Here is a 14,026-nt window from a genome sequence, read left to right on the forward strand (position 1 = left end):
TGGCAATATTCTGTGCCAAATAAAAAAATGACCACGGCGGGTCATTTCTCGTGCAACGTGTCTTGAATCATTTTCTTCATACATTCATGAAGCAAGAGACGTAGTTCTTTCTTTGAACCGTTACTGTATAAGTTCATATGTTGTTCGCTCTCAATCAATGATCCACTGACGGCACTGAGGAACTGGAGTTCGACGTCCTCCGCCTCTTCCGGTGCGAGCAGGACGAGCAGACGGGATACCGGTTCGGTCGATTGGTCCATCATGAGGAGCGGGATCGATTGATTCAAGTCGAAAGCGAACACGCTCGCCCGTTCGATCGAGGCGTGACGTCCATGGAACAAGGCCAGTTTCGTGCCCGGAATCCCGAGCCCGGCCACTTCGTGACGCCGGAGCAATTGGGCCGATAACTGGATACCGCTTTGGACGAGTCCACGTTCTTCTAGATGCGTCCCAATATCGAGCAAAATGTCTTCCAGTCGGTCGCTATTATCGAGCGTGACGAGATCGAACTGCCGGTCCATTCGTTCGAACGTCTCGACGAGAGCACCGAGTTCATTGAAGTCGAGCATCGTCGAGTGGCTCTTCTCTTTCGTCTGGAACGACTGCGGGAGCGATAACAGCAAGTGGCGGACGCGCTGCACTTCTTCGTTCGTCAACAGCGGGTTGACGATGAGTGTCGGCACCGATAACGGCGGCAACGGCACGGTCGACAAAATGACGTCATAGTCGTCGAGTCGATGCTGTTCGAGACCGAACAATGACGAGTTGACGACATCCTGCATCTCTGGAAACTCTTGTTTGACCCGGTTGACGAGCATCTTCGAGGAGCCTAGACCCGCCGAACAGACGACGAGGGCACGATATTCGCGGCGCCGGACCGGTTTGACGAGCGCGGCGGCGAAATGCATCGCCCAAAACACGGTCTCTTCTTCCGTGAACGTGTTCGTCCCGAAGACGATATCGGCCGCCTGTTGAATGGCCGAACGTAAATGCGGATAGTCACGGTCGATGTGCGGACGCACCGTGTCCGTATCAGGGAGCGCTTGGGTGTTCATACTCGACAAGATATGGGCGAGCAGCCCTTTCTCGAGCGCGGCGTCGTCCGTGAAGGCGAATCCGTGGATCAGTGAAACGTGATGGATGAGCTTATGGACACGGATCTGCATGACCCAACGCTCTTCCTCATCTTCTTTCATCTGTTCCTTCAACGATCGGAGCCGATTCGCTTCCTCGGCGAACCAGACCCGCTCCGCCATCGAGAACGGCGTCCCGAGGGCCGTCTCCATATCAAACGCGACTTTCAAGTAATCGTCCGAGCGTCCTTTCGTATACATTTCGAGGAAGAACCCGGCGTCCAGACGGGCTTGTTGCACGCCATAGGCGAACGTCACCCGCATAATCGTCCGGTCGTCCATCCGCTCATACGGATGTTCCTTTAGATAGTCATAACCGTCACGGAGCGCCTCGAGCATGACGTCACACGGGACGGTCTTCAAAAAGGTCGGGATGTAATCATCCTCCCCGCGGACAAAGCGATAGAACGCGAGCGTGTCCCAATGAGCGAGCAGCGCATTGATCATCAGCTTCCGCTTCTCGGCTTCGAGGCCGAGCACCCGTGCGCCGACCCCTTTCTTCCGCTCGACTTCAAGGTGATACTCGTCGAACCAACGATCGAGTTTCTCAAGGTCTTGTGTGAGCGTGCTCGGTGACACGTGCATCTGTTTCGCGACCGCCTGCAGCTTAAGCGTATCTTTTTCAAACAGGAGCCTCCAGGCGAGCTCGAAGATGCGGTCCTCCGCCGTTGGAATCGCCTCGGCCGACAAAATCAAGTCTTCGCGCAACTGTTGCTTCGCATCGGAACGACCGATGAGACTGAGGCCGTGCCCGCGCTGCCAAGCGAGTTCCAATTCGAACTCGCGCAGGATGCCTTCGAGCAGTTGACGTTCCCGTTGAATCGTCCGCTCAGACAAATTGACCGCTTGCGCGATTTCCGCGAGCGGGGTCGAGGTCTCCGTTGCCAATAGATGTAGTAAAATCGAGCGCTCTCGGGCGCTCCACTCATGTTTCATATGCATTCACCCATTCCTCGACGAGTTGTCGATATTCCGTGAGCGATAACATGTGTCTGACCGAGCGAACGTGCGCGGTCGGATGATCGACCGTCTCAGTCCCGGCTTGATAGATAATCCAATCCACGTCTTCCGGGATGTCTCGATACGTGCCGTGTTGAATCACACACGATAATTTTCCCGAACACGCTTCAGCAAACAGCTTCGCCGCCATCGCGCTCGTCACGAACCCGCATGGACAGGCAATATATACGTTCATGTCAGACCTTCTTTCATCGCTTATCTTTATCTAACCATACGATGCAACCGCTTACTTCACCTACTATTTTGCTTGTTGGCAAAGATATCGGCAAGCAGTAAAAAGCACCTTTCCTCAATCGGAAAGATGCTGTGTCTAAAGTTAGGCGGCCTTCAGACGATTCCGTGCATGAATCGACTTCATAACGGCACGGGCAATCGGTTGGGCGAACAATAACTCAATCCAGAACGCGATACCAAAATTACGGAACCACGTCGGGAAAAAGTGTTGCAACGTATCAAAATTGATCTCCCCCATCCCGATCCACGGTCCGATGATCGTCATGAAAAATGAGATCAGCGAGACGTTCAACACGATGTTCAATAAGATTCGGGCGTTAAAGCCATCCATTTCTCCGGCAAATCGTTTGAATAGCATCCCGGCTGCCGGTTTGACGATGAAGCGAATCAAGATCATGAGCGCAATCCAGGCGAACGGGATGATTTTGAGCGTGTCGATATAATGGGCGACACTAAAGCCACGTTCCATCCCGACGATGATCGGCGCGATCGTGTTCACGGACAAAATCGAAATAATCAGCATGAACAGGACGCCTTCTTTAGGGTTTTGAGGTAATCGGTCTTCTTGGTACATAAGTAAGCCTCCATACAACATATGATTTCAGAGGGTAGACGTATCTTGCGACATATATTTTTGGTCTATGACCAATATCTCTACAAACTGATTGTCATAGTGTAGCAAGTTGGAGGCCTGCTTCGTAAGCATTTTTTTTTAAATTATTCAACCGTCACCGATTTCGCCAAGTTACGCGGCTTATCGACGTCACAGCCACGGGCGAGCGCGGCATAATACGCCATGAGTTGAACCGGTAACACCGTGATGAGCGGGGCGAGAATTGGTTCGACGTGCGGCAAGATGAACTCATCGTTCTCGTGCTCGACGCCTTGCATCGAGATGATACACGCGTTCGCACCACGGGCGACGACTTCTTTGACGTTGCCGCGAATGTTCAAGTTCGTCTTCGGTTGCGAGATGAGCGCGATGACCGGTGTGCCATCTTCAATCAAGGCGATCGAACCGTGTTTGAGCTCTCCGCCCGGGTAGCCTTCTGCTTGGATATACGAGATTTCTTTTACTTTGAGCGCGCCTTCGAGACAGACCGACGCATCGAGGCCACGTCCGATGAAGAACGTGTTCGGCGTCGTCTTCAAGTAACGGTCCGACAAATCTTCAAACAGCTCTTTTTGCGACATGATCGAGTCCATGATCGTCGCGACACGCGCGAGTTCCGGCATCAACTCGAACGGCAACTCTTTCCCGTTCGCGCGGGCGATATCATAGGCGAGGATGGCGAGCACGGCGATTTGAGCCGTGTATGCTTTCGTCGACGCGACCGCGATTTCCGGGCCGGCGTGAAGAAGCATCGTCTCGTTCGCTTCACGTGAGAGGGTCGACCCTGGTACGTTCGTCATCGTGAGCGCCTTGTAGCCGCGTTTCTTCACTTCGACGAGAACGGCCCGGCTGTCGGCCGTCTCCCCAGACTGTGACAAGAAGACGAACAGCGGACGTGAACTTAAGAGCGGCATATTGTAGCCGAACTCTGACGAGACGTGGACCTCGGTCGGGATGCCGGCAATCCGCTCAAGGATGTCTTTTCCGACGAGCCCAGCGTTATAGCTCGTGCCACAGGCGACGATGTAGATGCGGTCCGCTTCCGAGACGAGCGAGCGCACGCCTTCCGTGAGCTCGATGTCACCGTTCTCGTTCTGGTAGTGTTGGATGATGTTGCGGATGACGGCCGGTTGCTCGTCCATCTCCTTCAACATGTAGTGCGCGTACGTGCCCTTCTCGATGTCTGACGCATCGATCTCGGCCGTGTACGGGGTACGTTCGAGGACCTCGCCGTCGAGCGTCTTGATTGTCGCCGATTCGCGCGTCAAGATGACGATCTCGCCGTCGTGGAGCTCGAGGTACTGGTCCGTCACTTGGAGCATCGCCATCGCGTCAGACGCCACGACGTTGAACGTGCCGTCGCCGAGTCCGACGAGGAGTGGCGATTTGTTCTTGCCGATGTAGAGGCGCTCTTGATCCTCTGAGTCGATCATCGCGATCGCGTACGAGCCGTGGAGCTCAGCCAACGTCTTGCGGAACGCCGCCTCGACGTCATTTAGCACGACGAAGTTCTTCTCCATCAACTGGACGATGACTTCTGTGTCCGTCTCTGAGAGGAACGGGACGTCGAGCGTCGCCTTGATCTGCTCGTCGTTCTCGATGACACCGTTGTGGACGAGCGTGAAGCGGCCCGTCGTGCTCTGGTGCGGGTGGGCGTTCGGGACGCTCGGCACGCCGTGTGTCGCCCAACGTGTGTGGCCGATGCCGATGGCGCCTTCCGCTTCGACCGGTACGATGTCACGAAGTGCAGCGATGCGACCGACTTCTTTGAATACATGGACATCATCACCGACGAGCGCGATTCCGGCTGAGTCGTAGCCTCGATACTCGAGCTTCTCCAATCCTTTTAATAAAATCTCTTTCGTTCCGACTTGACCAATCATTCCTACAATTCCACACATAACAATTCTCCTCATCGATTCGATTTCTCGAAAAAGGAAACGGGCTTTTTAGAGTGCTGTCAACGTGTTCCTCGTTGTCCGTCCGGTCACCCGAACGTTTTAAAAGAACACTTGTAGTCGTGACAGGCGACTAGGAGGCATCCGCCGAAAACTCGATAACCCCCAACCTCGTCAACTCCGAAGAGTTCTGGCGCTTTTCCCTTCATAGCTGGCCGTTTCTCCAGATACCCTTTCATGCTAGCCGGTCTCGATTGAATCCGAAAGTGTTTATGTCACAACAAAATCCGATACTTTTTTACTGTTCATGTAAAAGTCACCACTTTCACTAAAAAGCTACTTTTTTGAACAGGCTTGTCCCGGCGAGCTCGTTCGGGCATGATGGAAGTATCTATTAGATGGAGTGGAGGAATGGCTATGAATATCGTCTTTCTCGTCATCGGCATCATCTTATCGACCGCATCCAAATGGCTGCAAATCGAAGGACAGAGTGAAGTTGGGGATTTTCTTGTGTTTCCGGCCGCCTTTTTCTTGGCGCTCGCGCTCTTGTTCAGCTTCCCATTCTTTAAAGAATGGTGGGATGACCCGTCGCTTCGCCCGAAAGCGTATCGTTTTGCTGGACTTGCTGCCGGCGGCGTCTTGTCATTCCAGCTCTTCGCCTGGCTCCTATTCGGTCAAGGCGAGTGGATCGGAAGTATGTTCTTGATCCCGTTCCTCATCTGCCTCTACTTCGTCATCCGTACGTTTAAATGAAAACGGGGCAGCGCTCAAGCGCTCCCCCTTTTTTAAAAGATGTCGATGTCGAGTAGGACCCCATAATGATCACTCGGCAGCACGTCGGTGATCGAATCAGACGTCTTTCCAAACACGTCCACGTTCGAGATGAAGGGGACGTTCCCTTCGTCGTGACGCCATAACATCCAATCGTAGCGTGCTGGTTGTTTCTGCAAAGAATCCTGCTTCAAATACGGATTGTGTCCATAATCCAGCGTCGGCTCATCCCCTCCACGATGACATGTGGCGACATCAATCCAACGATGTGCGGTCAAATCACGATAAATCTCCGACTGCGGATTGTCATTGAAGTCACCACATAGCAGCTCGTAACGTTCTCCCTCACCAATCCACTCGCGGACCGCCTGCACTTGTGCTTCCCGAATGACCGGCGACCTCCAATTCAGATGGACGTTCGTCAATCCGAACGCGTGACCTCCTGCTTGAAACGTCACCCGCATCGCACAGTAGTTCGCTTCTTCTACCTCGTGGTGCCAAATCGCATCATTCGTCTCGAGCGGAATATGACTTAAGACAGCGAGCCCTTCATCGGGTGAATCCGGATAGGCGAGAAACACGCAAAACGGATAGCCCGTTTCGTTGGCGATCTGCTCGGCTACACTGATGCCTTGCTCCCCTTCCACATGCGTTTTGACTTCTTGAAGCGCCAGCACATCGGCGTCAATCATCTTCACTGTGGTACAGATGGAATCGATCCGTTTCGACCATAATGTCGGATTGTTCCAGAGGTTGAACGTCGCAATCCTCATGTACTGGCTACACTTTGTTGCAAATCTGTCAGCACGAATTGTTCGCTTTCTTGAAGCTGTTGAATCATCTCTCTCAACTCACCGACCGTGTTGTCTAAATAGTAACGGTCCGGTGCACCCGAGCTTAGAAACTCGTTCCGCAATATGATGACCCGCTCCCCCATCTGCGCATCGCTCGGCCGGTGTTGATCACGTTGGACGTGAACGTCTTGCTCCGCCCATAAGATGACGTAGCGCACTTCGACACCTTGTTCAATCCAGTGAGCCGTGTAACGCTTCACGTCTTGCCAAAAGGCGACCCAGTCCACGACGACGTCATACCCTGCCTCAAGAAAATTTTCGGCCAACGCGACGATATTCTTCCAAACCAAATCGTTTGCCCGCTCCGATTCCCATGGCCTTTCACGACTAGAGACTGCCATATGACTGATGTCATCCCCCGACACGTATGCACTCTTCTCCATGCTTTGAGCGAGCCATCTCGCCGTCGTCGACTTCCCGACACCAGCCGGACCTGAAATGATCCATACTTTCCGATTCATCATTATCCTCCTTAACATATAAGAGGAAGCGCCTAAGCGCTCCCCCACTTTTGTTCTTCTCGCAATTCGGCTTCCGTGACGTAGTGCTCGTCGAGTTGAGTCATATGACGCTCATAAAGACGATGCTCAAGAATGGCGAGCACGTATGCTCCTAGCCCAATCAAAGCGAACGTTTGGAGTGTAATCAAATCCGTGAGCAATGCATAAACCCATAATAGGAAGAGTGGTAGTGTCACGAGCCCGAAGATGGAGTTAAGATGGATGAGCCGCTTTGCTGCATCCGACTTCAAAAATTGTTTTTTAATATTCTCGCGTTGCCACATCTTGCGAAAATCGGGAAGACCCGCTGCGATGCTGAGAAATATGACTGTCATTGGTGAGAGCCAATTATACTCTAATGAGAAAAATAGAAGTGCGGCCAACACCGCTGACAAAAACACTTGTGTGGAATGCTTTCTCTGGTCGAACGCCGTCAATTCACGCATTTGGCTTCGTTTATCCATGACCTTGCTCCTTCTCGATGTCGCGCGCTTCCCGAATCAGTTTTAAATCCTCCCCCGTCAAATAATGGCCGTCATGCTTTTGGATGATGCGATCGAGCCACTTCCCGAAAAAGGCAGCTCCCCAGAAAAAGGCTTGCGACAACAAGAACGCCTGAAATGATTGCGGTTGTGGCGTCTCATAGAATACGACAATCCCGTAGTATCCGATTGCGCTAACCCCAATCAAATAAATCGTATACCGGAGCGTAAGCAGTTTCCGTGCCTGTCCATTTTTCACGAACCGACGCCACATGAGAAATCGAGTCGTTTCGATGCTAATCATCAGAGCGAAAACCGACACTAAGAGCACAAGGATAAATGACTCGGGCATGTCCCAGTACGATGCGTAAATTAACATCCCAACGACCGCAGAAACGACCAGGATGCCGAAGCCCCAACTCGTCCACTTCTCAAATCGAAGAATCGTATCAATCTGTTGCTTTGATTGTGGTGATAGTTCCATTCAACTCATCCTTTCGATCAATTCTTCATACGTCGGTGCATGAGGATCATGCTTTTTCAACTGACGTTCAATGAATCGTTTCCGATGATTTGCAGTTAACCCCCAAATCCCAAATAGAAATCCAATCACAATTCCAAGCGACTCCATTGTTAATAACGCCGTCATAAACGTGCCCATCAACAGCGCGCTAATCCACGTATCCGCATATTCGACCTTTAGCCACTGTAAGCTTTTTGGGTGCGTCGAGACATGGCGAAGGAGACGGTATTGTTTATGCCCCATGAAAGTAAGGAACACAGCGACGGTCCACATTAGAGGAATCAATAACATCTTTTCGAATAGAAGCGCAATAATCATTAATAGAATGTAGGTGCCCAGGACCGCGCCCCCAAAGCGTTGAATTCGTTTAATCGATTGGACTTCTTGTTGAATAGAATATTCCATCCGCTCACCCCTTAAGCTGTTCATATGTAGGAAGCCACACATCCTCTTCTTTCATCCGCTTTTCGATTCGTATCGTCATCCATCCAGCCACTCCAATGACAACAACCCCAACGATGTACCATTCGTTCGACTCAAACAACTCACGACCATTCAAAGCGATAAAGAAGGCGATCGTATTGAAACAGTCACTCCATAGTTGCTGGCGATAGCGATGCGCCAATGGTGGATTCAATGCTTGCCGCATCCGGGACCTTCGCATGTACATAACATTGACGGGGACGAGCGCTAGTCCGATATAGACAATTCCCCAAAACAGATGACCCGTCCATGATATAACTGGAAAGACGACAGTCAACAAGACACCGATGATCCCAAAGATGAGTTGTTGGAATGAACGAAACCACGCCCGTTCCTGTTCGATCCGTTCCTTCATCGTGCTTCCTCCAGCTCGAGGGCGCGTAACATCGGGTCATGCGCTTTTAAAGCCCGGTTCAAGCGGCGCGATACGACCTCGCTCATGATTCCCCAGATGACGACCGCGAACGCCCAATAGATGTTGTCGCGACTAAAAATCAATAGACCACCGACCATGATGACAAGCACACTCGTATTGACGATGTCGTACACCAACTGCCAACGGAGTAGCTTTTGGGCGGCTGACTCGACCAAAAACGAACGCCTCATCCGATATTTCGCCACGTCTGAAACGAACAGCGCGATGCCGACAAGCCCGAGCGGTACGGCAATCCACGTCGCCTGTCCAAAGAACATGAAAGCGAACGCTAGAATGACTACCGCCAATAAAGCGTAGCCGATGCGTGTGTGTCGTTGCTTCCATTCTCGTTCCCGTTCCATTCGAACTGATTGTGCCATTCCCTCTCCCCCTCACTCTTCTCCTTTTCTATACGAAATACCTTTCCAATTTGTTTCGCCTATTTTTAGGATTCTCTTTACAATCGTTCGACGTTTTTCAACAATTGCCGAAGGATTGTCCTCCACCCATATATAATTTCTGATATACTGATAGCGTATTCATACCTACAAATTTTCATGTGAAAGGTGCAGACCCTGATGTCCCCAAAGTATAAACAAGTCGCCGAACAGATTGAGACGGATATTATGAATCACGTCTATCAACATACGAACAAGCTCCTCACCGAGGACGAATACGCCACCAAGTACGGCGTCAGCCGCAACACGGTCCGAAAAGCAATCGAGATTCTCGTCAACAAAGGCTACGTCTATCAAGTGCAAGGGAGCGGCGTCTTCGTCCGTGACCATTATATGAGCGATTACGTGAACCTCGAGAAGTTGCAAGGTCTTACGAGCGACTTCAGTGGACGGAAAGTCGAAACGCAAGTCCTTGATTTCGAATTGACGACAGCGAACGACGAAGTCGCCGAACGGATGAAGTGCAACGTCGGGACACCCGTCTACTACGTCAAACGTCTCCGGCTCGTCGATGACCATCCGTTCTCGGTCGAGGATTCGTATTTCCGGAAAGATCTCGTCGTCTATCTCGACCGGAACATCACCGAGAAGTCGATTTACAACTACTTCCGCAACGACCAAAAGCTCGCCATCGGTTTTGCCGACCGTGTCATTTACGCCGATTTTTTGAACGCAGAAGACGCGACACTGCTCGGACTGAAAGAGAACGACCCGGCCCTCCTCGTGGACAACACCGTCTATTTGACGAACGGTCAAATCTTCGACGTATCGCGCTCGACACATCATTTCCGCCATGTGAAGATGCTCAAAGTCTCTAACATCAAGTCCTAAACGCATTCGAGAGATTGTTCTCGTGTGCGTTTTTTTATGTTCACATTCCGGACGAAAAGAAAGGGTTTACATGTAAGCGGTCTCGTGCTACTATCAATTTGTAGAATTTGTACCTATGAATTTTGGTTATCCATACAAAAAGGAGAGATACTATGGTTTCTGAAACAATCGAAATTACACCCGAAGATATTTTCGGTTTAATCGCTCTTTCAGGCGACGCCAAAGCGAGCTACCATCACGCGATGCTATTGATGCAAGAAGGCAAGGCAGAGGAAGCGGCTGAAGCGGTCAAAGCTGGGGATGCGACATTGAAAGAAGCACACGCCATCCAGACGAAATTCGTCACACTCGAAGCACAAGGGAAAACGGCTACGGTCGGCGTCCTCATGGTGCACGCGCAAGACCACTTGATGAACACCATCCTCGTTAAAGAGATGCTCGGCTATATGATGAACATGCAAAACGAAATCAACCAATTGAAAGGAATGGATCAAAAATGATGAAAATCGGACTCTTCTGTGCAGCAGGTATGTCAACAAGTATGTTAGTAGAAAAAATGAAAGCGGTTGCCGCTGAACGAGGCCTTGAGGCTGAAATCGCTGCTTACCCAGAATCAGAAATGGAAACGTACGTGGACAACCTCGACGTCGCGCTTCTCGGACCACAAGTCAAATACTTGCTCGCGAAAGGCAAACAAATCTGTGAGCCTAAAGGTGTTCCAATCGACGTCATCAACACAGTCGACTACGGCATGATGAACGGAACGAAAGTATTAGACCACGCGTTAAAACTCGCAAATAAATAAACTGAGGTGACCACTTTGAAAATGCCAAATAATTTCTTGTTCGGCGCTGCCTCGGCTTCTTACCAAGTCGAAGGTGCATGGAACGAGGACGGGAAAGGACTCTCGAACTGGGACGTCTTCTCGAAAATTCCTGGGAAAACATTTGAAGATACAAACGGCGACGTCGCAGTCGACCATTACCACCGTTATAAAGAAGACATCGCACTCATGGCGGAGATGGGACTCGAATCATACCGTTTCTCGATCTCATGGCCGCGCGTCTTCCCGAACGGCACAGGTGAAGTGAACGAAAAAGGACTCGAGTTTTACAACAACTTGATTGACGAGTGCTTGAAGCACAACATCGTCCCTTTCGTGACACTCTACCATTGGGACCTCCCGCAAGCGCTTGAAGAAAAAGGCGGCTGGAAAAATTCAGAGACGGTTGACGCATTCGTCCGTTTCGCCGATACTTGCTTCCAATCGTTCGGCGACCGTGTCCGTCACTGGATCACGTTCAACGAAGCGGTCATCTTCTGCTCGCTCGGCTACTTGACTGGGGCACACCCGCCCGGCATCGAAGGCGACGTCAAAGGTTACTTCCAAACGACACACCACGTCTTCGTCGCTCACGCTCGTGCCGTCGAGTTGTTCAAACAAAACGGATACGTCGGCGAAATCGGAATCACGCACGTGTTCAACCCGGCTTTCAGCATCGATGACGCCGAAGAGAATAAGTTCGCTGAAATGCACGCGAACGCTTACTCGACGCATTGGTTCTATGATCCGATCTTGAAAGGTGAATACCCAGCATACGTCGTGAAAGGACTCGAGGAGCAAGGCCTTCTTCCTGACATGACAGACGAAGAGCTCGACCTCTTGAAGCGCACGGCTTCAATGAACGACTTCATCGGCCTCAACTACTACAGCCCGCAACGCGTCATGAAAAATGACTCGGCGCTCGTCATGGCCGGTGGCCGTGAGAACTCGACAGGCCGCCCGGGTAACCCATCATTCGATGGCGTCTATAAGACGGTCATGATGGATGACAAGGTCTACACGAAATGGGCTTGGGAAATCTCACCGGAAGCGTTCCTTGACGGCATGCACATGCTCAAAGATCGTTACGGCGATGTGAAAATCTACATCACAGAGAACGGTCTCGGTGATGTAGACCCGATCGTAGACGGAGAAATCGTCGACGACGCTCGCATCGAATACATCGAAGGTCATATCCGCGCCGTGAAACACGCTGTCGAACAAGGTGTCAACGTCGCAGGTTACTACGCTTGGTCGGCCATCGATCTTCTCAGCTGGCTCAACGGATATAAGAAGCAATATGGCTTCATCTACGTTGACCACGCCAACGGGCTTGCTCGTAAGAAGAAAAAATCGTTCTACTGGTACAAAGACATTATCGCTACTCGCGCTGAAAACCTATAAGGAGGTTCCCCATGAGCCGCTTAGAAACCGTATTTGAAAAATTCACGCCAGGGTTCGTTCGTTTCGCGAACGCCAAGCCCGTCCTTGCTATTAAGGACGGGTTCATCCTGACGATGCCGATGACGATCATCGGGTCATTGTTCTTGCTCATCCTTGCTCTCCCAATTCCAGGTTGGGCTGACTTCATGTCAGGATTGTTCGGAGCTGATTGGACGCTTCCACTCACGCAAGTCGTCGGTGCGACGTTCGACATTCTCGCTTTAATCGGTGTATTCGGAATCGCTTACTCGTATGTTAAAAACGAAAAAATCGAAGGTGTACCAGCTGGTATCCTCGGAATCATCTCGTTCTTGATCATCACGCAAGCGTCTGTCCTCTCTGAAGGTGGAGAAACAGTCGGCGGAGTCATCCCGAAAGTATGGACAGGCGGACAAGGTGTCCTCGCTGCCATCGTCGTCGGATTGGTCGTTGGATTCATTTATTCGCAGTTCATCAAACGCGGCATCAGCATCAAAATGCCTGACGGTGTTCCACCAGGCGTATCGAACTCATTCTCAGCACTCGTTCCTGGTCTTGCGATTATCACACTTGCGGTCGCGACATTTGCGATTTTCCAAGCGGTTGCTGATCGTACGTTCACAGAAGTCGTCTATGACGTGCTTCAAGCACCACTTCAAAACTTGACAGACACACTTGCCGGAGCCGTTATCATCATGGTGCTCATGTCAGTCATGTGGTGGTGTGGAATTCACGGTGCTGCCATCCTCATGGGGATTATGGGACCACTTCTTACAGCAAACGCGCTTCAAAACCAAGCACTCCTCGATGCGGGTGAAACACTCGTTGCCGGTGAGAACGCGAAAATCGTTACCATCCAGTTCCTCGACGTCTTCACGAAGCTCGGTGGATCAGGAATCACAATCGGTTTCATCATCGCAACACTCATGGTCGCCCGTTCGGCTCACTTGAAGCAACTCGGTAAGCTATCGCTTGCACCAAGTCTCTTCAACATAAACGAGCCGGTCATCTTCGGGATGCCGATCGTGTTCAACCCGATCATGTTCGTACCGTTCGTCATCGTTCCTGCCATCGCATCGTTCATGGTGTACTTCTCAATCCTTTGGGGCTGGGTCGACCCGTTCAACGCGCTTCAAGTGCCTTGGACGACACCACCAGTAATCTCCGGTTTCTTAATCGGCGGATGGCGTGCAGCGCTCTTGCAGATTGCAACGATTGCTATGGCCGTAGCCGTGTACCTCCCGTTCGTCCGCATGCAAGACCGCGTCTCGTACGGTGAAGAGTTGAAAGCACAAGAAGACGCAGACAAAGCGTCAGCCTAAGTAAAAACGACAGCCCTTCTCAGCGATGAGAAGGGCTGTTATATTTAGGGAAATGAGTATGAGAGTTGGTATATAGATGAAACGAAATTATACGGTCGCGTTCTGCTTATTAATGAGCGCCTCGTTCCTTGCCGGCATCGTCCTAGAGTCTGTCATCCCGTTCGTTCTTGGAGTCATCTTTCTGTTCGCAGCTGGCGTTCAAGCTAGAAAAGAAATCATTCATTAACAAGCAGCCAGCCTATTC

The 14,026-nt window shown here is 51.2% G+C and carries 18 protein-coding genes; 7 read left to right on the forward strand and 11 right to left on the reverse strand.

All coding sequences use genetic code 11. The annotated features are described in order from the left end of the window. Nucleotides 1–41: 41 nt before the first annotated feature. The 4 genes from ACZ2GZ_RS13305 to glmS form a co-directional block, all read right to left on the reverse strand. Nucleotides 42–2,069 carry a BglG family transcription antiterminator gene (locus tag ACZ2GZ_RS13305; protein ID WP_158406021.1) on the reverse strand — a complete coding sequence of 676 codons (2,028 nt, stop codon included), beginning with the start codon at nucleotides 2,067–2,069 and terminating at the stop codon, nucleotides 42–44. Further along, nucleotides 2,059–2,328, reverse strand: a complete 270-nt coding sequence (locus ACZ2GZ_RS13310; RefSeq protein WP_021065180.1) for a PTS sugar transporter subunit IIB — start codon at nucleotides 2,326–2,328, stop codon at nucleotides 2,059–2,061. The genes ACZ2GZ_RS13305 and ACZ2GZ_RS13310 overlap by 11 nt, the downstream gene beginning before the upstream one ends. Before the next feature lie 141 nt (nucleotides 2,329–2,469). Next, nucleotides 2,470–2,961: a DUF2798 domain-containing protein gene (locus ACZ2GZ_RS13315; RefSeq protein WP_029596137.1), complete on the reverse strand. Its 492-nt coding sequence runs from the start codon at nucleotides 2,959–2,961 to the stop codon at nucleotides 2,470–2,472. 143 nt (nucleotides 2,962–3,104) lie between these two features. After that, nucleotides 3,105–4,901 carry a glutamine--fructose-6-phosphate transaminase (isomerizing) gene (gene glmS / locus ACZ2GZ_RS13320; RefSeq protein ID WP_470295315.1) on the reverse strand — a complete coding sequence of 599 codons (1,797 nt, stop codon included), beginning with the start codon at nucleotides 4,899–4,901 and terminating at the stop codon, nucleotides 3,105–3,107. Between the two features lie 414 nt (nucleotides 4,902–5,315). Here glmS and ACZ2GZ_RS13325 point away from each other — a divergent pair, with 414 nt between their 5' ends. Next, the gene (locus ACZ2GZ_RS13325) at nucleotides 5,316–5,651 is read left to right on the forward strand and encodes a hypothetical protein (protein WP_021065292.1); all 336 of its coding nucleotides are present in this window, start codon (nucleotides 5,316–5,318) and stop codon (nucleotides 5,649–5,651) included. A 32-nt stretch (nucleotides 5,652–5,683) separates the two neighbouring features. Here the strand turns inward: ACZ2GZ_RS13325 and ACZ2GZ_RS13330 are convergent, their stop codons facing one another. From ACZ2GZ_RS13330 to ACZ2GZ_RS13360, 7 genes are read right to left on the reverse strand one after another with little or no spacing between them, the layout of a single operon-like run. Then, a complete protein-coding gene (locus ACZ2GZ_RS13330; protein ID WP_470295316.1) occupies nucleotides 5,684–6,442 on the reverse strand; it encodes an endonuclease/exonuclease/phosphatase family protein in 759 nt (252 codons plus the stop codon). Next, complete coding sequence (locus tag ACZ2GZ_RS13335) at nucleotides 6,439–6,984, reverse strand: P-loop nucleotide/nucleoside kinase family protein (protein ID WP_470295317.1); 546 nt, start codon at nucleotides 6,982–6,984, stop codon at nucleotides 6,439–6,441. The genes ACZ2GZ_RS13330 and ACZ2GZ_RS13335 overlap by 4 nt, the downstream gene beginning before the upstream one ends. A gap of 32 nt (nucleotides 6,985–7,016) precedes the next feature. Next, nucleotides 7,017–7,487 (reverse strand): hypothetical protein, encoded by a 471-nt coding sequence (locus ACZ2GZ_RS13340; protein ID WP_214716144.1) that lies wholly within the window; start codon nucleotides 7,485–7,487, stop codon nucleotides 7,017–7,019. Next, nucleotides 7,480–7,989, reverse strand: coding sequence for a hypothetical protein (locus tag ACZ2GZ_RS13345; protein WP_214803468.1), 510 nt, complete (start codon nucleotides 7,987–7,989; stop codon nucleotides 7,480–7,482). Before ACZ2GZ_RS13345 ends, ACZ2GZ_RS13340 begins: the two co-directional genes overlap by 8 nt. After that, entirely contained in the window at nucleotides 7,990–8,433 is a 444-nt protein-coding gene (locus ACZ2GZ_RS13350) for a hypothetical protein (RefSeq protein WP_470295318.1), read from the reverse strand. Between the two features lie 4 nt (nucleotides 8,434–8,437). Then, nucleotides 8,438–8,866 carry a hypothetical protein gene (locus tag ACZ2GZ_RS13355; RefSeq protein WP_214803474.1) on the reverse strand — a complete coding sequence of 143 codons (429 nt, stop codon included), beginning with the start codon at nucleotides 8,864–8,866 and terminating at the stop codon, nucleotides 8,438–8,440. Beyond that, nucleotides 8,863–9,306, reverse strand: a complete 444-nt coding sequence (locus tag ACZ2GZ_RS13360; RefSeq protein WP_214834912.1) for a hypothetical protein — start codon at nucleotides 9,304–9,306, stop codon at nucleotides 8,863–8,865. The genes ACZ2GZ_RS13355 and ACZ2GZ_RS13360 overlap by 4 nt, the downstream gene beginning before the upstream one ends. Nucleotides 9,307–9,504: 198 nt before the next feature. On the opposite strand from ACZ2GZ_RS13360, the gene ACZ2GZ_RS13365 reads away from it, so the two are divergent. The 6 genes from ACZ2GZ_RS13365 (at nucleotide 9,505) to ACZ2GZ_RS13390 (ending at nucleotide 14,008) form a co-directional block, all read left to right on the forward strand. Continuing rightward, nucleotides 9,505–10,215, forward strand: a complete 711-nt coding sequence (locus ACZ2GZ_RS13365) for a GntR family transcriptional regulator (protein WP_214834031.1) — start codon at nucleotides 9,505–9,507, stop codon at nucleotides 10,213–10,215. A 152-nt stretch (nucleotides 10,216–10,367) separates the two neighbouring features. Continuing rightward, on the forward strand, nucleotides 10,368–10,715 hold the full coding sequence (locus ACZ2GZ_RS13370) for a PTS lactose/cellobiose transporter subunit IIA (protein ID WP_021065301.1): 348 nt from the start codon (nucleotides 10,368–10,370) through the stop codon (nucleotides 10,713–10,715). Further along, a complete protein-coding gene (locus ACZ2GZ_RS13375) occupies nucleotides 10,712–11,020 on the forward strand; it encodes a PTS sugar transporter subunit IIB (protein ID WP_021065302.1) in 309 nt (102 codons plus the stop codon). The genes ACZ2GZ_RS13370 and ACZ2GZ_RS13375 overlap by 4 nt, the downstream gene beginning before the upstream one ends. A 15-nt stretch (nucleotides 11,021–11,035) precedes the next feature. After that, a complete protein-coding gene (locus tag ACZ2GZ_RS13380; RefSeq protein WP_470295319.1) occupies nucleotides 11,036–12,442 on the forward strand; it encodes a GH1 family beta-glucosidase in 1,407 nt (468 codons plus the stop codon). Nucleotides 12,443–12,453: 11 nt separating this feature from the next. Beyond that, entirely contained in the window at nucleotides 12,454–13,782 is a 1,329-nt protein-coding gene (locus ACZ2GZ_RS13385) for a PTS sugar transporter subunit IIC (RefSeq protein WP_470295320.1), read from the forward strand. 76 nt (nucleotides 13,783–13,858) lie between these two features. Continuing rightward, a complete protein-coding gene (locus ACZ2GZ_RS13390; protein WP_470295321.1) occupies nucleotides 13,859–14,008 on the forward strand; it encodes a hypothetical protein in 150 nt (49 codons plus the stop codon). Nucleotides 14,009–14,026: the final 18 nt, after the last annotated feature.

This window comes from Exiguobacterium sp. KKT215 (assembly GCF_055635335.1).

Coding starts and splice junctions, on each gene's coding strand:
- ACZ2GZ_RS13390 (WP_470295321.1), top strand. CDS start 13,859: ATGAAACGAAATTATACGGTCGCGTTCTGCTTATTAATGAGCGCCTCG.
- ACZ2GZ_RS13355 (WP_214803474.1), bottom strand. CDS start 8,866: ATGAAGGAACGGATCGAACAGGAACGGGCGTGGTTTCGTTCATTCCAA.
- ACZ2GZ_RS13375 (WP_021065302.1), top strand. CDS start 10,712: ATGATGAAAATCGGACTCTTCTGTGCAGCAGGTATGTCAACAAGTATG.
- ACZ2GZ_RS13385 (WP_470295320.1), top strand. CDS start 12,454: ATGAGCCGCTTAGAAACCGTATTTGAAAAATTCACGCCAGGGTTCGTT.
- ACZ2GZ_RS13365 (WP_214834031.1), top strand. CDS start 9,505: ATGTCCCCAAAGTATAAACAAGTCGCCGAACAGATTGAGACGGATATT.
- ACZ2GZ_RS13315 (WP_029596137.1), bottom strand. CDS start 2,961: ATGTACCAAGAAGACCGATTACCTCAAAACCCTAAAGAAGGCGTCCTG.
- ACZ2GZ_RS13370 (WP_021065301.1), top strand. CDS start 10,368: ATGGTTTCTGAAACAATCGAAATTACACCCGAAGATATTTTCGGTTTA.
- ACZ2GZ_RS13305 (WP_158406021.1), bottom strand. CDS start 2,069: ATGAAACATGAGTGGAGCGCCCGAGAGCGCTCGATTTTACTACATCTA.
- ACZ2GZ_RS13350 (WP_470295318.1), bottom strand. CDS start 8,433: ATGGAATATTCTATTCAACAAGAAGTCCAATCGATTAAACGAATTCAA.
- ACZ2GZ_RS13325 (WP_021065292.1), top strand. CDS start 5,316: ATGAATATCGTCTTTCTCGTCATCGGCATCATCTTATCGACCGCATCC.
- glmS (WP_470295315.1), bottom strand. CDS start 4,901: ATGTGTGGAATTGTAGGAATGATTGGTCAAGTCGGAACGAAAGAGATT.
- ACZ2GZ_RS13310 (WP_021065180.1), bottom strand. CDS start 2,328: ATGAACGTATATATTGCCTGTCCATGCGGGTTCGTGACGAGCGCGATG.
- ACZ2GZ_RS13330 (WP_470295316.1), bottom strand. CDS start 6,442: ATGAGGATTGCGACGTTCAACCTCTGGAACAATCCGACATTATGGTCG.
- ACZ2GZ_RS13360 (WP_214834912.1), bottom strand. CDS start 9,306: ATGGCACAATCAGTTCGAATGGAACGGGAACGAGAATGGAAGCAACGA.
- ACZ2GZ_RS13345 (WP_214803468.1), bottom strand. CDS start 7,989: ATGGAACTATCACCACAATCAAAGCAACAGATTGATACGATTCTTCGA.
- ACZ2GZ_RS13340 (WP_214716144.1), bottom strand. CDS start 7,487: ATGGATAAACGAAGCCAAATGCGTGAATTGACGGCGTTCGACCAGAGA.
- ACZ2GZ_RS13335 (WP_470295317.1), bottom strand. CDS start 6,984: ATGAATCGGAAAGTATGGATCATTTCAGGTCCGGCTGGTGTCGGGAAG.